The organism is Actinotignum urematis (assembly GCF_051264595.1).
In the GTDB taxonomy this organism is placed as follows: domain Bacteria; phylum Actinomycetota; class Actinomycetes; order Actinomycetales; family Actinomycetaceae; genus Actinotignum; species Actinotignum timonense_A.
Window position 1 is genome coordinate 68,428 of record NZ_JBOZBG010000002.1, and the last position, 25,023, is coordinate 93,450.

Consider the following 25,023-nt stretch of genomic DNA (forward strand, 5'->3'; position numbering starts at 1 on the left):
AGGCTCTGCGCGCCGGGAGCCACTATGATGGGAGAGCGGCCTTCTTCCCCGCGCCCACCCTCAGCGAAAGGCGAGCATGCAGTTCATCTCCACGCGTTCCGGGATGGAACCGGCTTCTTTTACCGATATTCTGCTCGACGGCCTGGCCCCGGACGGCGGCTTGGTGGTGCCCGCCAGCATCCCGCAGGTGGATGCTGCCCAGCTCGAAGCCTGGCGCACCCTGAGCTACCCGGAGCTGGCCGCCGCGATTATTGGCCTGTACGCCACCGATATTCCCACCGCGGACCTCGCGCGCCTCACCGCGGCCGCCTATAGCCCGCAGAATTTCCCGGGCGGGGTGCCGCTGCGCCGCGTGGATAACACCCTCGTGCTGGTGGGCCTATCCGAAGGCCCCACCATGGCCTTCAAGGATCTCGCCATGCAATTCCTGGGCCAGGCCATTCCCTACGTGCTGGCCGCCACCGGGCGCGAACTCACCATCCTGGGCGCCACCTCGGGGGATACTGGCTCCTCGGCGGAATACGCCTTCCGCGGCCAGCCGGGCGTGCAGGTGGTTATGCTCTCCCCGCGCGGGCGCATGTCCGCGGTGCAGCGCGCCCAAATGTATTCCCTCCAGGACGCCAATATCCACAACCTCGTCGTCGATGGCGTTTTCGACGACTGCCAAGATATCGTCAAAACCCTCAGCTCGGATATCGATTTCAAAACCCGCTACCGCATCGGCGCGGTCAATTCCATCAACTTCGGGCGGATCGCCGCGCAGATCGTCTACTACTTCTGGGCGTGGTTGCGTTATACCGATGGCACTTTTTCGCAGGCTTTGAACGACGACGCCGCCGCTGGCGCGGCCGCCCCTCCCGCTCCCGGTGGGGCCGGCGGGGAAGGGGCCGGGGCCAGCCAGGTGGATTTCTGTGTGCCCTCGGGTAACTTTGGCAATATTTACGCCGGTCACCTGGCCCGCTGCATGGGCCTGCCCATCCGCCGCCTGCTGTTGGCCACCAACGAAAATAATGTGCTGGAAGAATTCTTCACCACCGGGCGCTATACCCCGCGCTCGCGCGAGCACACCTTCGCCACCTCCAGCCCCTCCATGGATATTTCCAAGGCCTCCAATGTGGAGCGGTTCATCTGGCAGGTGCTGGGGGAGGATTTCCCGGCCGCCTGGGCGCAGCTGAGCGCCACCGGGACGTTAGATATGCGCGATTATCTGCCGGAATTCGGGGAGACATTCGGTTTCGCGGCCTCCTCATCCCACCATGCGGACCGCCTGGCTGCTATCGAATGGACCTACCGGACCAGCGGGATTCTCATTGACCCACATACCGCGGACGCGGTCACGGTGGCCCGCCGCCTGAGCGACGGCGCGGTCACGGTGCTCGCCATGGAAACCGCCCGCCCGGAGAAATTCGCGCATACCGTGCGTGAAGCGGTCGGGGATGTGGCCGATGGCCTGGAGGAACGCCTGGCCGGGCTGCTCGCCCTCCCGCAGCGTGCAACCCAGGTTCCCGCCGGTCCGGAAGCGGTGCGCGAGTACATCGCCACGCATTGCGCTTAGTGGGCAGGGGGTGGGTTCCCCGCGCGGCGCTGCGCGCCGCGCGCGTCGTCGTACCACCTTTGGGTGAGCGCGCCCGGAACCGGAGCGGCTCCGGGTAGTATGGGGGTGATGAGCCGCGCGATTGGCGCCGTCGCCCGCGCACGAGCCTAAATAGAACGGGGTGTATCCATGGCACGCATTTTCGTTGTTGGAAGCATGAATTCCGATACTTTCCTCAAGGTGGAGAATTTTGTGGAGCCGGGAGAAACAATTTCCGCGCTCAGCTCCCACACCGCGCTGGGCGGGAAGGGCCTCAACCAGGCGGTTGCCGCGGCCCGCATGGGAATTCCCGTTACGATGGTGGCCGCCCTCGGGCGCGATGCGGTGGGGGATGCCGTTGCCACGGAGCTCGCCGCGGAAGAAAATCTTGATATGACTGCCGTGCTGCGGGTGAGTGAACCCACCGGGCAGGCCATGATCCAATCCGATGCGGATGGCGAAAATGCCATCGTGGTGGTGGCCGGTGCGAACGCCGCGAATACCCCGGAGAATGTGGTGGAGCGCCTCGCCGCGGTGCAGGCGGGGGATATTGTGGTCTGCCAGCTGGAAATTCCCGAACCCGCGGTGGCGGCCGCCCTGGCGGAGGCGAAGAAACGCGGGGCCACCACGGTGCTCAATGCCGCCCCGGCCGCCCCGGTGGGTCACCTACTGGAGAATGTGGACGTGCTCATCGTCAATGAAACCGAGGCGGATACCATCTTGGGAACCAAGGTGACCGACCGCGCCCAGCAGCTCCATCTGCGTTACGGCGGTTCCATCGTGGTGACGCTGGGAAGCCACGGCTGCCAGTATATTGACGCCTACCTGCCCGATGCTGATGTCAAGGCCGATGCGCTACCCGCCCACCACGTGGATGTTGTGGATACCACCGGCGCGGGCGATGCTTTTGTGGGGGCTTTTGCGGCCGCACTGGCGGTGGGTGAATCCCTGGCTACCGCGGCCCGGTGGGGCACGGCGCTTGGCGCTATCGCCACCGGGGCCTCCGGGGCGCAAGGCTATACGGCCAGCCGCGCGGATGTGGTGGCGCTGGCCGGTGTTGGCGCCGCTAGCGGTGCTGGAGCGGACGCCGCGGCCACGGAAAACTAAGCAACCGGAGCGGGTGCCGCGGGCTTTTTCGCCGCGTACCCGCCACGGAAAACTAAGCACGGCGCTTGACCCCAGTACTACCCAGAAAGGTTTTTTCGTGCCTCCCGCACCTACCGAGCCCGCCCCCACCGATCTGAGCCTCCTGCGTGAGGCCGCCGCCAGCGTGAAACTCGTCGTCGTTGATATGGATGGCACCTTCCTCCTGCCGGGGAAGATTTTCCCGGAACGCGGCGATGAGCTGGTGGCGCGCCTGCGCGAGCGTGGCATTATTTTCTGCCCGGCCTCCGGGCGGCAGTACCAGACCCTCGCGGATATGTTTTCCGCCCACGTGGAAGGCATGCCGATTATCGCGGAGAACGGGGCGAATGTGCGCCGGGACGGCGAGCCGCTGGCCACCACCACCCTGCCGCGGGAAACCAGCGCGCGGGTGGTGGAGATCGTGCGCGAGCTCAGCGCGTCCGGGGAGGATGTGGGCACGGTGCTCTGCGGTGAGAAGGCTTACGCCGAACGCCGCGACAGCGCGTTCCTGGACGAAACCCTCGCCTACTACCACGCGAATGCGATCGTCCCTGACCTCATGCCCCATACCGAGGGGATTTACAAAATTGGGGTGCTCAGTTTCGCCGACCCGCTCCGGCGCGTGATTCCGCTGCTGGAAACCCTCGGGCCGGGCGTGGATGTGGTGCGCAGCGGCGAACTGTGGACGGATGTGAATCCCTCCGCCGCCACGAAAGGCACCGGCCTGGCCGGTCTCCAGGCCAGCCTGGGCATCAGCCCGGCGCAAACCCTGTGCTTCGGGGATTTCAATAATGACATCCCCATGTTCGAGCACGCCCGCTTCAGCTTCGCCATGGCGAATGCCCAGCCCGATGTGGTGGCGGCCGCCCGCTACGTGGCGCCCTCCAATGCGGAAGAAGGCGTGCTCACCGTGCTCAACGACCTCTTCGAGCTGGGCCTGTAGCCGTCAGCTTCGCTAGTTGTGCGGGGCCTGCGGTGCTTGCGGGTCTTCACCTTCGCGGGGCTGTTGCGGTTCTTCGCCCTCGCGCGGTTCTTGCACGAGCTGCGTTTCCGCGGGCGCTGCGCTTTCTGCGCGGTCCGTATTTTCGGGCGACGACGCCGCTGCTGGCGCAGCGGGCGGTGCCGGCGGGAAAACGGGATCCTGCGGCGGGAACTGCGGGCTCTGGCCGGCGAAAGGTGCCTGCGCGGCGGCGCCGGCACCGGTTCCGGGCTGCGCGGGGCTGGCTACCGTGGCCGGAGTTTTGGCGATTTGCCAGATGCCGAAGCCCAACATGAGCACCGCGGCCACCGCGAGCAGGTAGTAGCCAATACCGGGAGCAATATCCACATCCACGCCCTGGGCCTGCCCGTAAGCAATGATGGTATCCGCATCCGAGGGTTTGATATTAATGACCAGGTAAATCCCCACGATAACGGCGCCGACGATGCCACCCGAAGACCACGTTTTCCGCACGGCGGCGGGCGCCTGGCGCACCAGCCCCACGAAAGCGCCAATCGCGCCCAGGGCCAGCCCGATGGTGATGAAAATGGCCACCGACTTGGTATCGGTTTCCCACAGCTTGACGCCGAAATCTTCCGACTGGGTGCCGGCGCTCATATGCAGAGTCCAGAAATGCAGCGCCGTACCAATAAAACCGATAATGGACCCGGCCAGCACGCCGAGCGGAGCCGCCAGCGGCGGAGTGGTGCGAACCGCGGGCGCCGGCGTTGGCATTGGCGCCGGTGCGGGCATAGGCGCGGGGATAGGCGCGGGAGTGCCGTTGGGCTCGGGCGGATTCGAGGAGCGTTCCGAGGGCACGTCTGCCCCCTGGGGGAAAGTATTACTCATACCCCTAGTGTAGGGGCCGCGCCCCGGCGGCGGGCATGGCGGGCACGTTGTAGCGCGTGCGCAGTGGAACGACGACGCAGCACCGGGACAGGGGTCCCAAGGCTTTCCCATGTTCACCCAGAGATATGAAACCCCTCACATGTGTCCAAAAATAGGTAGAGTGATAGGTAGGAATGCGGGAGATTCCGCGTTCCGCCCATAACCGTATATATGCTCTCTTCCCGCGGGTAGCGAAGCGCCGTCGCCTCTCTACCCGGCCCTAAGTCCCTGTATCTGCGCTGCTCGTGCAAGGGGGGCGAGGCGCGCGGGATACGCCGGGAAGTCCATCGAATATATCCACTACGCGGGCGGGCCGCGGGTCTGCTCGCACCGATACGCGGAGGTCGAACAATGGCGTACAAGACAGTCAGTCCGTACACCGGTGAAATACTCAAGGAATATCCCACTGCCACGGATGAGGAAGTCAAGAAGGCAGTAGACGTTGCCCATAACGCCTTCCTGGCGTGGCGGGAAACATCGTATGAACAGCGCGCGCAGGTGCTTCAGAAGGCTGCCGACCTGCTGCGCGAACGCCGCACCGAATACGCCTCGATTATCACCAAGGAAATGGGCAAGGTGATCGGGGAAGCGGAAGCGGAAGTCGATATCTGCATCGCGATGTTTGAAGACTACGTGCGCAATGGCGAAAAGTATCTGGCCACCCGCACGCTCCCCTCGGATAAATACGGGAAGGATTCCGTGCAGCTGCTCTTCCAGCCGCTCGGGGTGCTCTTCATGGTGGAACCGTGGAACTTCCCATACTACCAGATTGTCCGCGTGGCTGCCCCACAGCTTTTCGCGGGCAATACCCTCATTCTCAAGCACGCATCCATCGTTCCGGAATCGGCCGCTGCCTTCGTGGAGATCTTCCGCGAAGCGGGCCTGCCCGAAGGCTGCTTCCAGAATCTCTACCTCTCGCATGACCAGTCGGAAATTGTGCTGGCCGATCCGCGGGTGCGCGGAGTGGCGCTCACCGGCTCGGAAGTAGCCGGGGCGGCTATCGCGCAGCTGGCCGGCAAGTACATTAAGAAGTCCACGCTGGAACTGGGTGGGGCCGATGCTTTTATCGTGCTCGAGGATGCCGATATCGATAAGACGGTCGCCTGGGCGGTGACCGGCCGGCATTGGAATGCCGGGCAGGTGTGCTGCTCATCCAAGCGCATGATCGTGGTGGATTCCGTGTACGACGAATTCCTGGAGAAGTACCGGGAAGGCGTCAAGCAGCTCAAGGCCGGGGACCCGATGGATCGGGAAACCACCCTGGCGCCGCTCTCCTCCGCGGCAGCAAAGCGTGATCTGGCCAAGCAGCTCGAGGAAGCTATCGCTGAGGGCGCCAAGGCCGAAGAAGCCGGAATTGAGCTACCCGAGCACGGCAACTTCTTCCAGCCCACTATCCTCACGGAAATCCCCGAGGGCGCGAAGTGCCGCTATACGGAATTCTTCGGGCCGGTCTCCCAGATTTACCGGGTCAAGGACGAAGAAGAGGCGATTACCCTCGCTAATGATTCGCCCTACGGCCTGGGCGGCTCGGTCTTTACCGAGGATCTGGAACGCGGCAAGAAGGTAGCCGCGCGGCTGGATACCGGAATGGTCTACCTCAACCATCCCACCGCGGTCGCGGCGGATATTCCCTTCGGCGGCGTGAAGAACTCCGGCTACGGCCACGAACTCATCGACCTGGGTATTCACGAATTCGTCAATATCAAGGTGGTGGCCAATTCGCCCATCGACGGCGAATTCTAAGCCCTGATCGCCCGCGGCCCAAGCAGCCGCGGGTGGCCCAATCTCCCGTGGGCCAGATGCACCGGGCCGGGATGCTCACATCCCGGCCCGGTCGTCGTCGTACTTTAATAATAATTACGCGCGCGCATGGCGCTTCTCACGCGAAACTTTCACCTGGTAGGCGATGGTGAGGAGCAGCAGCCAGGCTGGGCCAACGAAAACGGCCACGCGGTAGGCGTCTTGGAACAGCATGAGGACCACGCAGGCCGCCAGCGCCACCAGCACGAAAATGCTCGAGGCGAGGCCACCGGGGAGTTTGTAGCTAAGGCCCGCCACGCGTTCCGGGCCGAGTGCGGCGCGGAATTTCAGCTGCGTGATCATGACCATCGTCCAGTTGATAATCCCGGCGATGAGGGCGATGGAAAGCAGGTACCCGAAAGCGAAATTCGGGAACGCGAAGACTACAATGACCGCCACCACCGTCACGGCCGAGGACGTCAAAATTCCCACGTACGGCGTGCCCGCGCGCGAAAGCGTGGCGAAAATCCGCGGCGCATTTCCTTGTTGCGCCAAGGAATACAGCATGCGGCCATTGGAATACAGGCCGGAATTGTAGACGGAGAGCGCCGCGGTGAGCACCACGAAATTGAGGATATGGGCCGCGAAGGTGATCCCTACCGAATCGAAAATCTGGACGAAGGGGCTGGCGTGCCCGTCGATGGAGCGCCACGGGATGACCGCCATGATGATGGCGAGCGAGAGCACGTAAAAAATGAGGATGCGCTGAATCACCAGGTTGATGGCGCGCGGGATGGACCGGCGCGGGTCGTCCGCCTCCCCGGCGGTGATGCCGATAAGCTCAATGCCGCCAAAACTAAACATAACGACGACGAAAGCAAAAGTCGCCCCCTTCAGGCCATTGGGGAAAACCAGCTCGGCGAAGGAGGTTCCGGGCGGAACCTGGTGGGGTTCTTGGAGCCCGACGACGAGCACCAGGATTCCCAGCACGATCATGCCGATAATCGCCACCACTTTGACCAGCGCGAACCAGAATTCGAATTCGCCGAAGGCGCGCACCCCGAGTAGGTTGACCGCCGTGATGAACACCAGGCAGAAGGCCGCGGTGAGCCAGGTGGGGACCGCCGGGAACCAGTAGTTGATATACAGGCCGACGACGGACAGCTCCGACATCGCCACGAAAATGTAGTTAAACCAGTAATTCCAACCCGAGATGAAGCCGGCGCGCGGGCTCCAATATTTGTAGGCGTAGTGGGAGAAGGCGCCGGGGACCGGCTCGTGCACGCTCATCTCACCCAGGGCGCGCATAACAAGGTAGATCGTGCAACCGCCAATGAGGTAGACGAAGAGGATCGCCGGGCCGGCCAGGCTGATGGAGGAAGCCGAGCCGTAGAAGAGGCCCGTGCCGATGGCCCCGCCCAGCGCGATCATCTGGATATGGCGATTGTGGAGGTCGCGGTGCAGGTGGGCAGCGTGATGCTTGGTGTGGGTACCCGGTGCTGGTGTGCCGGCGGGTGCCGGTGAGCTGGACGTGGGTGTGCCGGGTGCCGTGGGCGTGCCGGGTGTTGGAGTTCCGGCGGGTGCCGGCGTGGAATTCGTGGACATAGAGGTCTTTCCCGATATGTGAGGAATGTGCTTATAGCGCCTTGAGCTTATCGCCTTGAGTGCGCGGGTGGGGAATTATGGGCGCGTGATGGAAAGGGTGAGGGTGAGAGCTGCCCGCCCGTGAGATGCTTGGCCGGAGCGGTGGAGCCTTTCCGGTGAGTAGGTGGTGCCCGCCGCCGTGCATAGTGAAACATGACGCGCTTGCGGAGTGGTACAGACACCAATTGTCACTATAGACACATGATTAACAGCTGGTGCCATTCGGATGGATTGTGGGAAACGGGGTATATTAATTCGCCCGCATGCACTTCTACCTGGTAACTTACATTTCTTCAATAAAAAGTACGTGTTAATTTGGCGCGGAATTTGAAGCTAAACTGCCGATAGTGACGATGGTCACAGAGTTTCGGAAATCTCATCGTTCCCGTATATTAATAGAGCGCAATAAAGTATTGTGACTGTTGTGGCAGGTGCTCAGTGGAGTGCACGGCTGGCGAATGGGATCGGTCGGTAAAAGGGCTCTTCTGAGGTAGGCATGCCATGGACATACGTTTATAGGAGTAGACATGCAGTTGAAGAAGATTGTGGCTGGCGCTACCTTTGGTGTGATGCTCGCCGCGGGGGGGGGGTGTAGCTTACGCTGCTCCTGCCGCGCCTGATGCACCCCAGGTGACCGCTGCCGATACCACGGCGGCTGAAAAGGCTGTGGCCGACGCCAAGGCGAAGGTTACTGCCGCGGAAGCTGAGCTGAAGGCCGCTTCCGAAAAGCTTGAGAAGCTCGAGATCGCCGTCTCGAACGCGAAGGCCAAGCTGACCGAACTTGAGGTCGCTAAGGCTGAACTTCCCAAGGAACTTAAGAAGGCTGAGGCTGCCTACGCGGCTTTGGCTACCGCCCAGGAGAATTACAACAAGGCTCGCGTGGCTTTCGAAGCCAACCCGAACGATGAGGTTCTCCAGAAGGCTATGGCCGATGCTAAGACGGCTATGAACACCGCACAGGCTGGCGTTGCCGGTCTCCGCGCGGTGGAAGATATCAAGACGGATATCGCTGACATCCAGGGTTACATCGACATTCAGAAGGGTACCCTCAGCTACGCTGAAGAAGCCCTTGATGCTTTCCCGGGTGTTGAGGCGCTTCAGGGTGCCTACGACAAGGCCGTTGCCGAACTGGATGCCGCCCAGAAGGCTCTTGATGCTCTGAAGGGCCAAACCCCCAAGGTTGACCCGAAGAAGGACGGCGACAAGAAGGTCGATCCTAAGGCTGACCCGAAGGCTGAGCCGAAGAAGGGCGCCGATAAGAAGGCTGATCCCAAGGCTGAAAAGAAGGCTGACCCCAAGAAGGAAGCCAAGAAGGCCGAAGGTAAGAAGCTGGCCAACTCCGGTGTTGACGCCGGTGCGGCTGCCGGTGGAGCTGCTCTGCTCCTGCTGGCCGGTGGTGCCTTCGTTGCCTACCGCAAGTTTGCCTAAGCGAACCTGCCTCTGGCACTAACAACAGTTCCGAGGCTGGTTGCCACTAGGTAATTCATCCTCAACTGTTTCATCGTTTCACGCTGAATGGGTCCGGGTTTTTACCCGGGCCCATTCTGTATCTCTAGCAGATTCTGTATACCTGGCAGGTACCGCGTGTCCGGCCGGTTCTGTAAGCCGGGCCTGTTATGTGCATCGAGCTGCTGAAGCACCTGGCCTTATAGCCCAACCTATAACCCTCATCTCATATAGTGGTCAATAGTTTGACGTGGCTTAATAATTCCCTCTAGGCTACTGGAGGTGGATGCCCACACGGGGCATCACCTGGTAACACTGCCGGCGGCACGGCCCCGGCGCCCCGATTCGGACGGAAAGGATGCACCATGGTTCTCACTGATCCTCGCTCTGCCATGACGATGCCCGCCGCCCGAATGCGAATGCTGGGCTAGCGCGGATTCCACTTGGCCTTCGGGCGATTCCGCGCGCGAGGACATCTCGCCCCGGTCCGTTACGTCTCACTGAGCACCCGCCGCTGCGGCGTCGTATCGTTGATGGGATACGCTGAGTCGGACCGATCTCCATCACCACACCCAGCATAAAGGATATTAATATGACGAAGATCAAGACCACCCACGTCGGCTCCCTCCCGCGTACCGATTCGCTGCGCGCTACCAACGAAGCGCACCAGAACGGCCAGATTAGCGAAGCTGAATTCAAAGAAAAGCTCGACGCCGAAGTTGCTGGCGTTGTTGCACGCCAGAAGGACATCGGCCTCGATATTATTAACGACGGCGAATACGGTCACGTCATGACCGAAGTAACCAATTACGGTTCCTGGTGGTGGTACTCCTTCTCGCGCTTGGGCGGGCTGGAATTCACGGATAACGAATTCCACGCGGCGGCCACCGCGGGCGGGGGAGCGGTCGAGCTCGTTCCCTTCGACCAGCGCCGGGATTGGCAGCGGTTCAAGGATGCCTACACGGATCCGGAATCGGGAATCCACCAGGCTAAGCGCCAGGAAGTGGCCATGCCCACCATCACCGGCCCCGTGACCTACATCGGTGCCGAACAAACTCAGCGCGACGTCGACCTTACTCTCAAGGCACTCAAGGCCAACGGGCTTGATGCTTCTTCCGGGTTCATCGCGGCGCTGTCTCCTGGGTCGGCGGCGCGTATTTCCAATACGTATTACAAGTCGGAAGATGAAGTCCTCACCGCGATGGCCGATGCCCTCCACGAGGAATACAAGATCATCACCGATGCCGGCCTGACCGTCCAGATTGACGATCCCTCGCTGGCTGAAGGCTGGGACCAGGTCAATCCGGAACCGGCGGTTGCCGATTACCGCACCTGGGTGGCTCGCCGTATTGAAGCGATCAACTACGCGCTGGAAGGCATCGATCCGGAACTCGTGCGCCTGCACGTGTGCTGGGGTTCGTGGCACGGCCCGCACACCACCGATATTCCCTTCCGCGACATCGTGGACCTGTGTTTGAAGGTGAAGGCACAGGGCCTGACCTTTGAAGCGGGCAATGCGCGCCACGCCCACGAATGGAAGATTTGGGAAGATATCACCCTCCCGGATGACAAGGTTCTTATCCCGGGCGTTGTTTCCCACTCCACGAACGTGGTGGAACACCCCGAGCTGGTGGCCCAGCGCATCGAGCATTTCACCTCGCTGGTGGGCCCCGAGCGCGTGATCGCCTCCACCGATTGCGGGCTGGGTGGGCGCATCTACCCGTCCATCGCCTGGGCGAAGCTCGAGACGCTCGTGGAAGGCGCCCGCCTCGCCTCGAAGTAAAGTCTCCAGGGCAGCGGGCCTAATGATCCCCGCGCCTTGAAGTACCGGAGCGGCACGCCGCTCCCTGTGGAACACCGAAGGGGACCTGCGCAGCAGAAGCTGTTCAGGTCCCCTTCTGGTATTTAGCCGCGAGATTCCAGCGGCGCGCGGTGGTCCAGTTTTATGCGGAGTGCGGCCCCGTCCCGGTATCAGTTCCGGTATACCGGCCGCGCCACCTCCCGCTAGTTCACCGGCGATTCGCCCAACGTCACCTCGATGGTTTGCGGGGTACCGCCGCCGCGCGAAATCTCCAGGGTAATGGTGTCCCCGACCTTGTGGGTGCGCACCTGCTTAGCCACCTGCGCCGGGCTGGAAACCGATTGGCCATCCAGGCTGAGAATCGTATCCCCTTCCTTGACGCCGGCCTTGGCCGCCCCGGAATTCGGGCCGACGGCCAGCACGGTCACCCCGCCCTGCTCGCTGAGCCCCACGGTAATCCCGAGGGCCGCATTCTTGCCCACGGTCACATTATCGTCGCTCTTCCCGGCGCGAATCTGCTCCACAATGGACAGCGCCCGCTCGATGGGAATCGCGAAACCGTACACCTGCGCGGAGGTGGTGCCCTGCGACGCGGCACTATTCATCCCCACCACTTCACCCTGGGCGTTCATCATGGGCCCGCCCGAGTATCCGGGGACCACATCGGCATCGGTGACGATCATATTCTTGAGGGTGTCAAAGCTCAGGCCGTCCTCGGTGGCCACCCGCACGTCCATACCCAGCCCGGTTACCTCACCTTTAATCTCGGTGAGATAGCCCTGCCCGCGCCCGTTGCCCACGGCGCTGACCTTATCGCCCTGCTTGGCGGGGGTGCTAGCAATTTTTGCCGGGGTGAGCCCGGAGGCGTCCTTGAGTTGCAATAGGGCGACGTCGCGCTTCTCGTCATGCCCAATAACACTGGCCGCGTAGGTTTTCCCAGCCGCGGGAATCTCCACCTGGATGGCATCCGATCCCATCACCACGTGGTAATTCGTGAGCACCTGGCCGTCGGCGGTCAGCACAATCCCGCTGCCAGCCCCCATGCCGGAGCCCATCCGCGCATTAATAATGGCCACGCCCGCCGGGCTTACCTTTTCACCGCGGTCAATAGGCCCGTCCGCGCCGTGGTTACCGCCGGGCAGCTGGGTGGGGAAATCCCGCGGAATCGGCATATACGGTTCCGCTCCGCCCTGCTGGCGTCCGTCATTCGGGGCGGTCAGGCCGTCGTTATATTGGAAGCTAAAAGGATCCTTGACGGAAGGGGAGCTCGCTTGCGGTTCCGGAGCCAGGCCGAAATACCCTACCCCGGTACCCACGAGCAGCGCGACTACCATTCCGATAATGACGAGAATGGCGGTGGTACCCTTCGAACGCCGCTTGACCGGCGCCGGCGCGGCCCCGAATTGGGGGCCATAGCCGTACCCGTAGCCAGGTTGCTGGTAGGAGCCCTGGTACCCACCCTGATACGCCCCGGGAAATGCGCTCTGATAGGAGCCTTGCGAAGCGCTCTGGTACGAGCCCGGATAGCTTCCGGAATAACCTCCCGAGTACCCGCCTGAGCCGTTCCCTGCTGAGCTGCCCGGATAGGGCGGCTGCGCGGAAGCGTACCCGTAGTGCGCGGCACCGCTGCTCGCGCCCGGGGTGCCGCTCGCGTTTGAGCTGCTAGCCGCGGCCGAGGCGCTGCCCGCGGTGGAAGCGTGCCCGGCGGAGGGGGCGCTGGGGTAGTGATACGCATTCGTGTAGCTATTCGATTGCGTGCCGCCTGCCTGCGTGCCACCCGGTTGGGTCCCGCCAGCTTGCGCGCTCGGATCGCCCGAGTCATTACGCCACTCGTCTGTCATGTGAAACGTCCTTTCCTCACTCCGCACCTAGCCGCCGCCACGGCTGCCGCGGTGGTCCGGTCACACCGGGTAGCATGCCCGCCGATTCTGGAAAGTTTCTGAACGTTGTCCGAAAATGCGAGCATTGCCCGCCGCGCTAAATCCACGACGGCAGCCACATATGCAGGCGCCAAAACTCATAGGAAACCGTTTGCCCGGTCCAGATCGGGTACCAGAACAGCGCCGCCAGAATAATAAGAACGACGACGGCGCCGCACGCCGCGAGCGTGCGGCGGCTAATCCGGCACCGCCACCAGCGCACGGGATAGGCGCATACACCAGGAGGCTCATCGCGGATAAAGTCCGCGTGGCCCCAGGCTGCGTCGTCGTACCTATCAGCACGCACGCTCCCGTTCCCGCGCGCGTGCGGGGCGCCCAGCGCGCCGGTGATATAGCCGAGGCCGTAGGTGAGGGCGAGGGCCACGAAGGGAAGGAAAGCAACGGCGTAGAACTGGAAAATAGTGCGGTCCATGTACAGCGACCACGGCGCGGCCATGGCGAGGTAGCCGCTGAGGATTGCCCAGGCGCGCCAGTCGAAACGGGTGAAAGCCACCCAGAGCACCACCACCAGGGCGAGGAGCGCCAGCCACCACACCACCGGGTTGCCCACCGAGGTGACCGCTTGGACGCAGCGCTCGCCGCTCGGACATTGGCCGGCCATTTCTTCGGAGGTGGGCCACCAGAACGAGACCGGGCGCCATTGCACGAACCACTGCCAGACCGAGGATTGGTAGGTGTGCGGGGTGGAGAGCCCGTTGTGGAAATCCCACATTTGGCTGTGGTAGTGCGCCAAATCGTTGAAGGAATTGGGGAGCCAGGGGAAGGGGAGGGCCTCCGGGGTGCTCTCGCGCACGCCCGCCGCCCAGCCGTGCCCCCAGGAACGGCTATCGCGGAACCAGGAGAACCACGAAGCTACATAGGTGGCGGCAGCGGTGGGAACCAGATGCACGAAAGCCGGAATTCCTTCCTGGAAAACCGCCGCGCCTACCCACAGGCGCAGGCCCACCGCGTGGCGGGCCGCCATGCCCCAGAAGAAGGCCACCAGACCGAAAACCGCCACGGCGTAAATACCGGACCATTTAACCCCGCAGGCCAGCCCCAGGAATACTCCGGTGGCCAGCATCCAGGGGCGCCACCAGACCCGCGGGCCCCAGGCGGCCGGGCGGCCGTCCGCGCGCACCGGCCCAAAAGCCACCCGGTGGGCCAGGCGCTCCCGGGTCCAATCGCGGTCGCGCAGCAGCGTCCAGAATCCGGCCAGTACAAAGAAAGCGAGGAGGTTATCGAGGATTCCGATGCGAGAGAGGGTGATGCCCATGCCGTCCAGGGCCATCGCGATGCCGGCCACTCCGGCCAGCCACGGATTGAGGAAGAGGCGCAGGGCGACGCGAACCAGGAGCGCCACCGCGAGGGTACCGGCCAGCGCCACCATAAAACGCCAGCCGACGGGGGAGGTTTCCCCGAAAAGTGCTTGGCCTACCGCCATGATCCATTTCCCGAGCGGGGGATGAACCACGTAGTCCCCGGCCGGTGAAGTGTGGGAGAAGTCGCCGGCGGCGAAAGCGGCGTCGAATTCCGTGCCGCCCTGCCAATCCACCTCGTAGCCCAGGCGCAGCAACGAATTCGCGCCCTTGACGTAGTAGGTTTCGTCAAACATGAGGCGGTCGGGGAATCCCAGGCGGAAGAAACGCGTGAGGGCGGCGATAAGCGTGACCGCTCCCGTGATCCACCACCCCAGGCGTTTTTCCCCGCGGGTGAGCCACTCTAATCCGCGCGGGGCCAGCCCGAGCCGGCCGCGTAGCTCGTCTTCATAGCGCTCCGCGCACTCGCGCGGGAGGTGCCCGATGGGTTCGCTTCGTTTTTCGCTCACGTGCGGATTCTATCGATAACTAGGCGTCCGCGCCGTGGTGCTGCGCGTGGCAGAATAGCAGAATGAGCACAGGTCACTACGCGGGACAGCACGAAGGCCACCACCCCGATCAGCACGAAAGTCAGCACGCGGGAATTGTTCTTGCCGCCACACCCATCGGAAATGACGCCGACGCTTCCCCGCGTCTGCGCGCCGAAATTGCGCGGGCCGACACCGTGGCCGCGGAAGATACCCGGCGTTTTTACCAGCTCGCCGCGCGCCTCGGCATTGAGGTGAGCGCCCAGGTGCTCTCCTATTACGAACATAACGAAGCCGAACGCGGTGCCCACCTCATTGACCTGGCGCGCGGGGGCGCTCGGGTGCTCATGGTCAGTGATGCGGGTATGCCCTCTGTATCCGACCCCGGTTTTCGCCTGGTAGTACGCGCACGCGACGCCGGTCTTCCCGTGACGGTGGTTCCCGGCCCCTCGGCTCCGCTCACCGCGCTCGTCGCTTCGGGTCTTCCCACTGACCGTTTTACTTTCGAAGGTTTCCTTCCGCGTAAAACCGGGGAGCAGGCCGCCGCGCTCGCGGCTCTGGCCAGCGAAGAACGCACCATGATTTTCTTCGAATCCCCGCGCCGCCTAGGTGCCACCCTCGCCAATTTCGTCACCGCTTTCGGTGGCGGGCGCGAAGCGGCGGTATGCCGGGAGCTCACCAAGACGCACGAGGAAATCGTGCGCGGGTCCCTGGCCGAACTCGCGCGGCGTTTCGAAGCGGGGGCGCTCGGGGAAATCGTCGTCGTTGTAACCGGAAGTAGCGCGGCGGAAAGGGAAGAACAGGTGCGCACGCGGGCCGTGGGCGACGTCGCCGAACTGTGTCAGCTCGGCCTGCGCCGCAAAGACGCCGCAGCTTTCGTGGCCGCTCGCACCGGATTGCGCACGAATGAGCTCTACCGCGCCGCGCTCAACGAGGGCGATTAAAGCGCGAAAATATGCGGGTTTAGTGGGGTTTAGGACCTGAAAAACGCAGCTAAACCACGTTCCACCCGCGCTCCACCCGGATTTTCCTAGCGCGCGTGACCCAGATCATGCACAGTAAAAACAACCCCCGGGGAACCGGGGCCGGGACATGATCCTCTCGCCGCGAGGCGGGTACGGGTTGGACAGCCAACAGTGATCCCAGGGGCCAAAGAAGACCCCGTTACCGCTGGCCGCTCTGCCCGAACGGGACCACGGACCGCGCAAGGAAAGGAACGACAATGGCTGTCAATATCCGCGGACGCAACTTCCTCAAGCTGCTCGATTTTACGCCCGATGAAATCCGCTACCTGCTGCGTCTATCCGCGCAGTTCAAGGAACTTAAGCTCAGCGGTACCCCGCACCGCTACCTCGAAGGCAAGAATATTGTGCTGCTCTTCGAAAAGACCTCCACCCGCACCCGCTGCTCCTTTGAAGTGGCCGGCATGGACCTGGGCATGGGAGTGACCTACCTGGATCCGGGCAGCTCCCAGATGGGCAAGAAGGAATCCATTGAGGATACCGCCCGGGTGCTTGGCCGCATGTACGACGGCATCGAATACCGTGGCTTCTCCCAGGAACTCGTGGAAGAAATGGGCGCCAAGGCCGGGGTGCCGGTATGGAACGGCCTGACCGACCTCTTCCACCCCACCCAGATGCTCGCCGATATCCTCACCGTGCAGGAAAACTTTGAGGACGGCATTAAGGGCAAGAAGTTCGTGTTCTTCGGCGATGCGCGCAATAACGTGGCGAACTCGCTTATGGTGGTCTGCTCGAAGCTGGGTCTCCACTTCGTGGCATGCGGCCCGAAGGATCGCATGCCCGAAGAGTGGCTGGTGGATACCTGCAAGGAACTCGCCGCGGAGTCCGGCGGCAGCGTAACGCTCACTGAAGATGCCGCGGCTGCCGCGGCTGGCGCCCACGTGATCTACACCGATATTTGGGTATCCATGGGCGAACCGGACGAGGTATGGGCCTCGCGTATCGCGGAGCTGGAAGCTTACCGCGTCACCCAGGAACTCATGGACAAGGCAGATCCGGAAGCGATCTTCATGCACTGCCTGCCCTCCTTCCATGACACGAACACCACTATCGGCGCAGAAATCGCCAAGAAGTTCGGAGTGACGGAAATGGAAGTGGAAGACCGGGTCTTCGAAGGTCCGCGTTCGCGCGTCTTCGATGAAGCGGAGAACCGCATGCACACCATTAAGGCCGTTATGTACGCGACCCTCTCCTAGGAGGGTTCAGGCACGCGCCCGCGCGGCCGTGCCGAGATAAGCGCGGGCGACGATGCCGGGGGAGCTGGCTGCAGGTAGCAGAGCCACCCCACGGCGCGTCGCCCGCGCGTGAAAAGGACAGATGATGACTCAGGAAAATATCCACACCGCCGGCGAGAAAATTGTGGTCGCGCTGGGCGGCAATGCGCTCGGGAAGACCCCGGAGCAGCAGCTGGAACTTATTAAGGAAACCGCTCGGTCCATCGTGGATTTGGTGGCAGCCGGCAATGACGTCGTTGTCACCCACGGAAACGGTCCGCAGGTGGGCATGATCAAGGTCGCAACAGATAATTCGGCGGCCGCCGGGGAAACACCGTCGATTCCCTTCGCCGAATGCGGTGCCATGTCCCAGGGCTATATTGGTTACCACCTCCAGCAGGCCATCGAGGCCGAACTCGCGGCGCGGCAGATTGCCCGCCCGGTTATTTCGGTGGTCACCCAAACGGAGGTCGACGCCGCAGATCCCGCTTTCGGGCGCCCAACCAAGCCGGTGGGGGCTTTCTTCACCGAGGAACAGGCCCGGGTCCTCATGGAGGAAACCGGAAACAAGTACGTGGAGGATGCCGGGCGCGGCTGGCGCTGGGTGGTGGCCTCCCCGCTCCCCGTCTCCATCGTGGAACGCGATGTTATTAGCTCGCTCGTGGAGGCCGGCACCATCGTGATCGCGGCCGGTGGCGGCGGCATCCCGGTGGTCAAGGAAGGTTCGGGATACCGCGGAGTCGCGGCCGTCATCGATAAGGATCGCACCGCCGCGCTGCTGGCGCGGGAGGTCGACGCCGATACTCTCCTCATCCTCACCGCCGTGGACGCGGTCGCCATTGATTTCAACAAACCCACGCAGCGCGATGTGCCCGAGATGACCGTGGCTCAAGCCCGCCAGTACATCGAGGAAGAACAATTCGCCCCCGGGTCCATGCTGCCCAAGGTCGAAGCCTGCCTCGAATTCGTGGACGGAGCGGCCGGCAAACGCGCCATTATTACCTCTCTGGAAAAGGCCGAACAGGGTATTTCCGGGGAGAGCGGCACCGCGATCATCGCCTAAGTCCGAAGGACTACCATCATGACAACACGCACAAACGATGCCCCCGTCGGCAATGGGGCCGACGAAGACACCGGCACAACAACACCCCGCAAGAAGCGGCGCGGTATTACCATCCCGGGCGCTTTCACGATTCTCTTCTTCCTGACCATCGTGGCGGCTATCGCCACGTGGCTGGTGCCGGCCGGCTCCTACGCCAAGCTGAGTTACAGCTCGGATACCGGCACCTTCTCCGTGCTCAGCCCGCAGGGGGAAACCAAGGAATACCCCGGCACTCAGGACACCCTGAGCGAATTGGGCATGGATATTGACCTCTCCCAATTCACCTCCGGGGCCCTCAATAAGCCGATCTCGGTGCCGGGATCCTATGAGTCCCTCGAGCAGAATCCGGCCAGCGTCGCCGATATTCCGGTCGCCATGGTGCACGGCACGATCGAAGCGGTGGACATTATGGTCTTCATCTTCGTGCTCGGCGGCCTCATCGGGGTGGTGAGAAAAACAGGTGCATTCGAGTCAGGGCTGATCGCGCTGACGAAGAAAACTAAAGGCCACGAATTCCTCCTCGTCTTCGCGGTATCCGTCTTCATGGTGGTAGGCGGATCGCTGTGCGGCCTGGAAGAAGAAGCGGTGGCCTTCTACCCGATCCTGGTGCCTATATTCCTGGCTATGGGATACGACTCCATTATCTGCGTGGGCGCGATCTTCCTGGCCGGATCCATGGGAACCACCTTCTCTACGATCAACCCCTTCTCCGTGGTGATCGCCTCCAATGCCGCCGGTATCCCCTTCACGGATGGCATTATCTGGCGCGTGGGCGGCTGTATCGTGGGCGCCATCGTGGTGGTGTGGTACCTGCACCGCTACGCAAAAATGATTAAGAAGGACTTCACGAAGTCCTATGTTTACGAAGATCACGAAGCTTTCGAGAAGCAGTGGGCGATGACCACCCACGCCGATGATGTTCCCGCCTTCAACTGGCAGAAGAAAATCATCCTCGTTCTCTTCGTATCCGCCTTCCCGATTATGGTGTGGGGCGTTATGGCCATGGGCTGGTGGTTCCCGACCATGGCGGCCTCCTTCCTCACCATTACCATCGCGGTCATGGCGATTTCCCTCTTCGGGAAAGACCGGCTCAATGAGAAACAGCTGACGGACGCCTTCATTGAAGGCTCCTCCAGCCTGGTGGGCGTCTCGCTCATCATCGGGCTGGCGCGCGGCATCAATATCGTGATGAACGACGGCCTCATTTCCGACTCCCTGCTCCATTCGGCAACGAACCTGGTTTCGGGGATGTCCGGCCCGCTCTTCATCATCATTATGCTGCTGATCTTCTTCGTGCTCGGTTTTGTGGTGCCGTCCTCCTCCGGTTTGGCCGTGCTGGCCATGCCGATTATGGCGCCGCTGGCCGACGCCGTGGGTATCCCGCGGTGGATCATCGTTTGTGCGTATCAATGGGGTCAGTACGCGATGCTCTTCCTGGCACCCACGGGCCTGGTCATGGCAACGCTGCAGATGCTCGATATGAAGTACCAGCATTGGTTCCGCTTCGTGTGGCCGATGGTGCTCTTCGTACTCGGCTTCGGCGGGGTGGCCTGCGTGGCTCAGGTGCTTATCTACGGCGCGTAGGCGCGAAGAATACGGCTAAAAAATAGCCGAAACGCGCGGCTCCGGCGGGCGTGGTACCGCCGGGGCCGCAGCGTGCATTCCGCCGGCCCGGCATTTCGGCGTGGCGGTTAATGCTTTTATAATGTGACGGTGTGGCGCGAGACACTCGCGCTCGCGATCCCGCGTGGCGGGCAACCGTGGCGGAATCGCGTGGTGAAGGCAACGGAGCTATGCAATGACGATAGGACTGTTTTATTACACCTGGATGGTGGGACTCTTTATCCTCATGGGTTCAGCGACGGCGCTTGCGTGTTATCTCGTTTCGCGCCGTCGCATGTTTGTATGTTGCGCCGCCCTTTTCCTCGTGTATTTTTTCGACGTCGCAACCGTGGCCCGCACGGACTTCACCCATCCACGCAATATTGACAGCGTCTACCACATCACCGCGCCCCTGGAATCCATCACCCTGGGGGCGCTGCTCATGGGGCTGATCTGGCTGACCTACGCCACTTTCATGACGGAACCGGAAGCGAAAGTGGAGTGGCACAGCACCCTCATCCCGGCAGGGATTTTTATTGTGGGCAGTGCCGGGGCTTTGCTGATTCCCGATCCGGCCTGGCGGGAATTCGTGTTCTTCTCCATGCGCGGCATCGTGGTGATCGGGATCCTCAGCGTGGCAACGTGGAATTATCTGCATGCCACCACCGGGGTGGAGAAGATCCGCCAGCGCCGCCACCGCTGGCTTTACGTTGCTACCTGGGTGGCGGTACTGGGAACCTTCGCCTGGAATATAACTTTTATTTTCCTCGTGGCTCCCCACGCGGATAGCGCTTCTGCGCTGGCCTTCCTTCCTGAACGCAATTTCTTGGAAAACCTCATGTACATCTGCTGGGTGATCCACGTGATGCGTTTCGGGGTGCGGGTGCTGCGCATCCACTTCGACCGGCCCCCGGAAACCGTTAATCACCTGGAGGAGGATTTCATCGAATCCTCCCTGGTGTTCTATTCTCAGGCCCGGGGGCTATCGAAGCGCGAAGAAGAAGTGCTCGGCTACCTTATGCGCGGGAAAACAAATTCCCAGATTTCCACCGAGCTCTATCTATCGCCCTCCACGGTGAAGGTGCACGTGCACAATATCCTCAAGAAAAGCCAGGTGGCTAACCGCGAAGAGCTGGTCAAAGACTTCTGGCGCTCGGTTTAGCGGGCCGCTCGCGGGTCTCGCGGGCCGGCTGGTACACCCGCGCTATTTCGCGGAGTCCATTCCGGGGCGGTAGTCGATATCGGAGAAATCGAAATCGGCCTCATTGACCTCATCCGAAAAGTCGATATCTTCGTCTTCGTCGGCGTAGTCGTCGAAATCATCGTCCTCGTAGAGTTCGTAATCCTCATCGAGGTTCTCGAGTTCCTCCTCGCCAGCTGCGGCGTCGTCGTACGGATCATCGAATTCATCCGGAACCTCAGACTCTTCGTAGAAACCGAAGGCCTCCGAGGATTGCAGCTGCTCGACGCCCGCTTCGTCCATCTCCACGCGGGCCGCGGCCCCGAGTTCCGGGGAAGTGGGTACGGTGAGGTCGGAAAAAACGCGGGTGCGGAAACCGTTACGGACCGCGTCAATGGCGGTGGCGCGCACGCAATGCGATTCGGCAATACCCACCACATCCACATCCGTGACCTCGGCGGTGCGCAGCACGTCCTCGAGTAGATTACCTTGCGGATCGGTGCCCTCGAAACCGGAATAACCGGAGGCGTACTGGCCCTTCTTGAACTGCACGTCAATAGGAAGCGCCGCGATGGATTCGTGCAGCTCCGCCTCCGGAGTATCGGCCACGCCGTGCGGCGGCCAGCTATCCACAAAATCCGGGTTCTCGGAAAAATGCGGGCCCGGATCAATATGCCAATCCTGGGTGGTGGCGATGAGAGCGTATTCCTCGGCGTTATCGGTGACAAAATCTGCAATGCGTTCGGCAACGGCGTTACCGCCATCTACCCCGAGGCTGCCGCCTTCGCAGAATGTGGGTTGCACGTCAACAATGATGAGTGCGCGGGTCTCATCCATAGTCATCCTCCTGATGAAGCGGGTCATCACGCGGTGCGCGGCGGCCGGCTGGTTTCGCAATGGTGGCGCCGCGCCCTTATAGTTTAGGCGCGGGGATGCGGGCGCGCTAGCGGGCGCGCGTGGTAACCAGCTAGTGGGCGCGCTTGCTAGCCAACCAGCGGGCACGCGCGCCGGCACGCTAGTAGAATGGTGGCCATGACTCATATTCTCTCCGCTGTTGCCTGGCCGTATGCCAACGGCCCGCGCCATATTGGTCACGTTGCTGGATTCGGTGTTCCCTCGGATGTGTTCTCGCGCTATATGCGCATGGTGGGGGAGGATGTCCTCATGGTCTCGGGTACCGATGAACACGGCACCCCAATTTTGGTTTCGGCCGACGCGGAGGGAATCACCCCGGAAGAACTCGCGGACCGCAATAATCGCATTATTGTGGAGGACCTCGTGTCGCTCGGGCTTTCCTACGATCTGTTCACCCGCACCACCACGGTTAATCACGAGCGGGTTGTGCAGCAGATGTTTGAGGTGTGCCGGGATAACGGTTATATGGTGGTGCACTCCGCCCCGGTTGCCTTCGATCCGGAAACCGGGAATACCCTCCCGGATCGCTATATTGAAGGCACCTGCCCGCTGTGCGGTAACACCTCGGCCCGCGGGGACCAGTGTGATAGTTGCGGTAACCAACTCGATCCGCAGGATCTTATCGACCCGGTCTCCAAGGTCTCCGGGAAAACCCCGCAATTCCGCGAAACCGAGCATTATTTCTTGGATTTGCCGGCGCTGGCGGAGCGCCTGGGCCAGTGGCTTGATGAGGTGGAAGAATCTGGGAAGTGGCGCCCGAACGTTATCTCATTTTCCAAGCACCTCCTGGAAGATGTACGCCCGCGTGCCATGAGCCGGGATATTACCTGGGGCATTCCGGTACCCGGGTGGGAAGATCAACCCTCCAAGCGCCTCTACGTATGGTTCGACGCCGTTATCGGCTACCTATCCGCCTCTATTGAATGGGCACGCCGGCGTGAAGCGCGCGGAGTGGGAAGCCGGGAGGATTGGCGGGCCTGGTGGAATGATGCGGATGCCCGCTCCTACTACTTCATGGGGAAGGATAATATTGTTTTCCATTCCCAGATCTGGCCGGCCGAACTCCTCGCCTATAACGGGGAGGGGAGCCGGGGCGGCCAGCCCGGGGATTTGGGCACGCTCAACCTGCCCACCCAGGTGGTGGCTTCGGAATTTCTCACCATGGAAGGTAAGAAGTTCTCCTCGTCCAAGGGCGTGGTGATTTACGTGCGCGATGTGCTTTCGCGCTACCAGCCCGATGCGCTGCGCTACTTTATTTCCATTGCCGGCCCGGAAACTTCCGACGCTGATTTCACCTGGGCGGAATTTGTGCGGCGTAATAATTCCGAGCTGGTGGCCGGCTGGGGGAACCTCGTCAATCGCACCGCGGCCATGATTGCCAAGAACTTCGGGGAAATCCCGGCGGCCGGGCCGCTCGAGGATGTGGACCGGGAGCTCCTGGATGCGGTGGAAGCCGGGTTCGCTACCGTGGGTGATGCCATTGCCGCGCACCGCCAGCGCGCCGCGCTCACGGAAATTATGCGGCTGGTGGGCGAAGCCAATGGTTACGTTTCCGCTACCGAGCCTTTCAAGATGAAGGATCCTTCCCAGCGTGAACGCCTGGGCACGGTGCTCCACACCCTCATCCAGGTGGTTTCTGATCTTAATACCATGATGAGCGTATTCCTTCCGCATTCTTCGAATGCGGTGGACCGGGTGCTGGGCGGGGCCGGTGATATTGCCCCGATGCCGCGCCTGGAAGAAGTCACCGACCTGGATTCCGGTAAGCCCTACCCGATTATTACCGGGGATTATTCCGATCCGCACCCGTGGGCGCGGGTGGACGTGGCGGTTGGCAGCCCGATCTCGAAGCCGTCCCCGGTTTTCACCAAGCTGGATACCAGCGTGGTTGATGAGGAACTGGAGCGTCTCGATGCGGTGTTGAGGGCTAAGCGTGCGCAATGAATCGGTACGAGACGGGGCCGCGCGTGACGCGGCGCCGAATGGTGCGGTGCCGAACGGTGCCGTGCGCAATGAATTAGCGCCGGAAGAATTCGCGGCCCTCTCCGCGAAGGAGAAAAAGCGGGCCCGCCGCTGGTACCTGCCCGATGCCCCGGCCCAGCTTGCCGGTCCGGTCATCGATAATCACACCCATATTTGGGTGCCGGCGGGGGAGGCGCAGGCCGGCGGCTCGGGTTCGGCGCTCACCCCGCCGCGCGGGCGGATGCTGCCGAACGAGGAAGCCGCTGCCATGGACGCCGCCGGGGTATGCCACGCCATTACCTGCGCCTGCGAGGTCCCGGATCTGCTGCCGACGGTTGCGGTGGCAGAAGCGGACCGTGCGCATTTTTCCGCCGCGCTCGCGATTCACCCCAATGAGGCCGCCCGGCACCGCGGGATCACCGCGACCGGCCCGGATGGGTTAGCCCAGGAGCTCGCCGCCCACCACGCCCTCAGTCTGGAGGATGCCATCGGTCGGGTAGCGGAGGCGGCCCGCTCCAGCGCCGTCGTTGCTATTGGGGAAACGGGGCTCGATTATTTCCGCACCTCCGAGGAGGGCCGCGCCGCCCAAATCGAGGCGTTCCGCGCCCACCTCGCCCTCGCGCGCGAGCTCGACCTGCCCGTTCAGATTCACGACCGCGAAGCCCACGCCGATTGCGTGGAGGTGCTGCGCCGTGACGGCGCCCCGAGTCGCGTAGTTTTCCACGCTTTTTCCGGCGACGCCGCGCTTGCCGAGCTATGCAACCAGGAAGGCTGGTACGGAAGTTTTGGTGGGCAAATGACCTACCCGGCCAATGATGAGCTCCGCGCGGCCTTCCAAGCTTTTGATCCGGTGCTGCTCCTCGCGGAAACCGACGCCCCCTACCTGACGCCGGTGCCCTGGCGCGGCCACCCCAACGCCCCCTACGTGATGGCGTGGACGGTACGTTTCGGGGCCGAGCTGCGCGGCGTGAACGAAGCAGACTGGTGCGCCCAGCTCCTGAAGAACACCCGGGCGGTGTACGGGGAACTGGGCGCGGCCTAGTTAGTTCTGGGATTTAGTTGGTG

General features: G+C 62.4%; 18 protein-coding genes. 13 read left to right on the top strand and 5 right to left on the bottom strand.

The genetic code is table 11. From position 1 onward, the window contains the following. Window positions 1–76 precede the first annotated feature (76 nt). The 3 genes from ACRQDJ_RS01565 to ACRQDJ_RS01575 all read left to right on the top strand — a co-directional run bounded on the left by ACRQDJ_RS01565 (window position 77) and on the right by ACRQDJ_RS01575 (window position 3,641). Window positions 77–1,555: a threonine synthase gene (locus ACRQDJ_RS01565; protein WP_284903707.1), complete on the top strand. Its 1,479-nt coding sequence runs from the start codon at window positions 77–79 to the stop codon at window positions 1,553–1,555. Between the two features lie 168 nt (window positions 1,556–1,723). After that, the gene (locus ACRQDJ_RS01570; protein ID WP_284903709.1) at window positions 1,724–2,680 is read left to right on the top strand and encodes a ribokinase; all 957 of its coding nucleotides are present in this window, start codon (window positions 1,724–1,726) and stop codon (window positions 2,678–2,680) included. A gap of 97 nt (window positions 2,681–2,777) precedes the next feature. Continuing rightward, window positions 2,778–3,641, top strand: coding sequence for a Cof-type HAD-IIB family hydrolase (locus ACRQDJ_RS01575; protein ID WP_284903710.1), 864 nt, complete (start codon window positions 2,778–2,780; stop codon window positions 3,639–3,641). Between the two features lie 12 nt (window positions 3,642–3,653). Here ACRQDJ_RS01575 and ACRQDJ_RS01580 read toward each other — a convergent pair whose 3' ends face one another. Beyond that, window positions 3,654–4,526 carry a hypothetical protein gene (locus ACRQDJ_RS01580; protein WP_435711055.1) on the bottom strand — a complete coding sequence of 291 codons (873 nt, stop codon included), beginning with the start codon at window positions 4,524–4,526 and terminating at the stop codon, window positions 3,654–3,656. A gap of 390 nt (window positions 4,527–4,916) precedes the next feature. Here ACRQDJ_RS01580 and ACRQDJ_RS01585 point away from each other — a divergent pair, with 390 nt between their 5' ends. After that, window positions 4,917–6,308: an NAD-dependent succinate-semialdehyde dehydrogenase gene (locus ACRQDJ_RS01585; RefSeq protein ID WP_435711054.1), complete on the top strand. Its 1,392-nt coding sequence runs from the start codon at window positions 4,917–4,919 to the stop codon at window positions 6,306–6,308. A gap of 114 nt (window positions 6,309–6,422) precedes the next feature. On the opposite strand, the gene ACRQDJ_RS01590 is transcribed toward ACRQDJ_RS01585, so the two are convergent. Beyond that, entirely contained in the window at window positions 6,423–7,910 is a 1,488-nt protein-coding gene (locus tag ACRQDJ_RS01590; RefSeq protein ID WP_284903717.1) for an amino acid permease, read from the bottom strand. A 669-nt stretch (window positions 7,911–8,579) separates the two neighbouring features. On the opposite strand from ACRQDJ_RS01590, the gene ACRQDJ_RS01595 reads away from it, so the two are divergent. Both ACRQDJ_RS01595 and ACRQDJ_RS01600 read left to right on the top strand, forming a co-directional pair. Beyond that, window positions 8,580–9,377, top strand: coding sequence for a hypothetical protein (locus tag ACRQDJ_RS01595; protein WP_435717748.1), 798 nt, complete (start codon window positions 8,580–8,582; stop codon window positions 9,375–9,377). Between the two features lie 610 nt (window positions 9,378–9,987). Beyond that, the gene (locus tag ACRQDJ_RS01600; RefSeq protein WP_284903721.1) at window positions 9,988–11,178 is read left to right on the top strand and encodes a cobalamin-independent methionine synthase II family protein; all 1,191 of its coding nucleotides are present in this window, start codon (window positions 9,988–9,990) and stop codon (window positions 11,176–11,178) included. A gap of 221 nt (window positions 11,179–11,399) precedes the next feature. On the opposite strand, the gene ACRQDJ_RS01605 is transcribed toward ACRQDJ_RS01600, so the two are convergent. Beyond that, complete coding sequence (locus ACRQDJ_RS01605) at window positions 11,400–13,037, bottom strand: S1C family serine protease (protein ID WP_284903723.1); 1,638 nt, start codon at window positions 13,035–13,037, stop codon at window positions 11,400–11,402. Between the two features lie 136 nt (window positions 13,038–13,173). Beyond that, window positions 13,174–14,943, bottom strand: a complete 1,770-nt coding sequence (locus tag ACRQDJ_RS01610) for a dolichyl-phosphate-mannose--protein mannosyltransferase (protein ID WP_435717749.1) — start codon at window positions 14,941–14,943, stop codon at window positions 13,174–13,176. Window positions 14,944–15,005: 62 nt separating this feature from the next. Between ACRQDJ_RS01610 and rsmI the strand changes: the two genes are divergently transcribed. The 5 genes from rsmI (at window position 15,006) to ACRQDJ_RS01635 (ending at window position 21,063) form a co-directional block, all read left to right on the top strand. Continuing rightward, window positions 15,006–15,905 carry a 16S rRNA (cytidine(1402)-2'-O)-methyltransferase gene (rsmI, locus tag ACRQDJ_RS01615; RefSeq protein WP_320757248.1) on the top strand — a complete coding sequence of 300 codons (900 nt, stop codon included), beginning with the start codon at window positions 15,006–15,008 and terminating at the stop codon, window positions 15,903–15,905. 278 nt (window positions 15,906–16,183) lie between these two features. After that, complete coding sequence (argF, locus tag ACRQDJ_RS01620; RefSeq protein ID WP_284894963.1) at window positions 16,184–17,179, top strand: ornithine carbamoyltransferase; 996 nt, start codon at window positions 16,184–16,186, stop codon at window positions 17,177–17,179. A 121-nt stretch (window positions 17,180–17,300) separates the two neighbouring features. Then, a complete protein-coding gene (gene arcC / locus ACRQDJ_RS01625) occupies window positions 17,301–18,260 on the top strand; it encodes a carbamate kinase (RefSeq protein ID WP_435717750.1) in 960 nt (319 codons plus the stop codon). Window positions 18,261–18,278: 18 nt separating this feature from the next. After that, complete coding sequence (locus ACRQDJ_RS01630) at window positions 18,279–19,883, top strand: YfcC family protein (RefSeq protein WP_284889423.1); 1,605 nt, start codon at window positions 18,279–18,281, stop codon at window positions 19,881–19,883. 214 nt (window positions 19,884–20,097) lie between these two features. Then, window positions 20,098–21,063, top strand: a complete 966-nt coding sequence (locus ACRQDJ_RS01635) for a helix-turn-helix transcriptional regulator (protein ID WP_284889421.1) — start codon at window positions 20,098–20,100, stop codon at window positions 21,061–21,063. A gap of 42 nt (window positions 21,064–21,105) precedes the next feature. On the opposite strand, the gene ACRQDJ_RS01640 is transcribed toward ACRQDJ_RS01635, so the two are convergent. After that, a complete protein-coding gene (locus ACRQDJ_RS01640) occupies window positions 21,106–21,918 on the bottom strand; it encodes an isochorismatase family protein (RefSeq protein ID WP_284889419.1) in 813 nt (270 codons plus the stop codon). Between the two features lie 195 nt (window positions 21,919–22,113). On the opposite strand from ACRQDJ_RS01640, the gene metG reads away from it, so the two are divergent. Both metG and ACRQDJ_RS01650 read left to right on the top strand, forming a co-directional pair. Further along, window positions 22,114–23,940: a methionine--tRNA ligase gene (gene metG, locus ACRQDJ_RS01645; RefSeq protein WP_284889417.1), complete on the top strand. Its 1,827-nt coding sequence runs from the start codon at window positions 22,114–22,116 to the stop codon at window positions 23,938–23,940. A gap of 61 nt (window positions 23,941–24,001) precedes the next feature. Further along, on the top strand, window positions 24,002–25,000 hold the full coding sequence (locus ACRQDJ_RS01650) for a TatD family hydrolase (protein ID WP_284889504.1): 999 nt from the start codon (window positions 24,002–24,004) through the stop codon (window positions 24,998–25,000). Window positions 25,001–25,023: the final 23 nt, after the last annotated feature.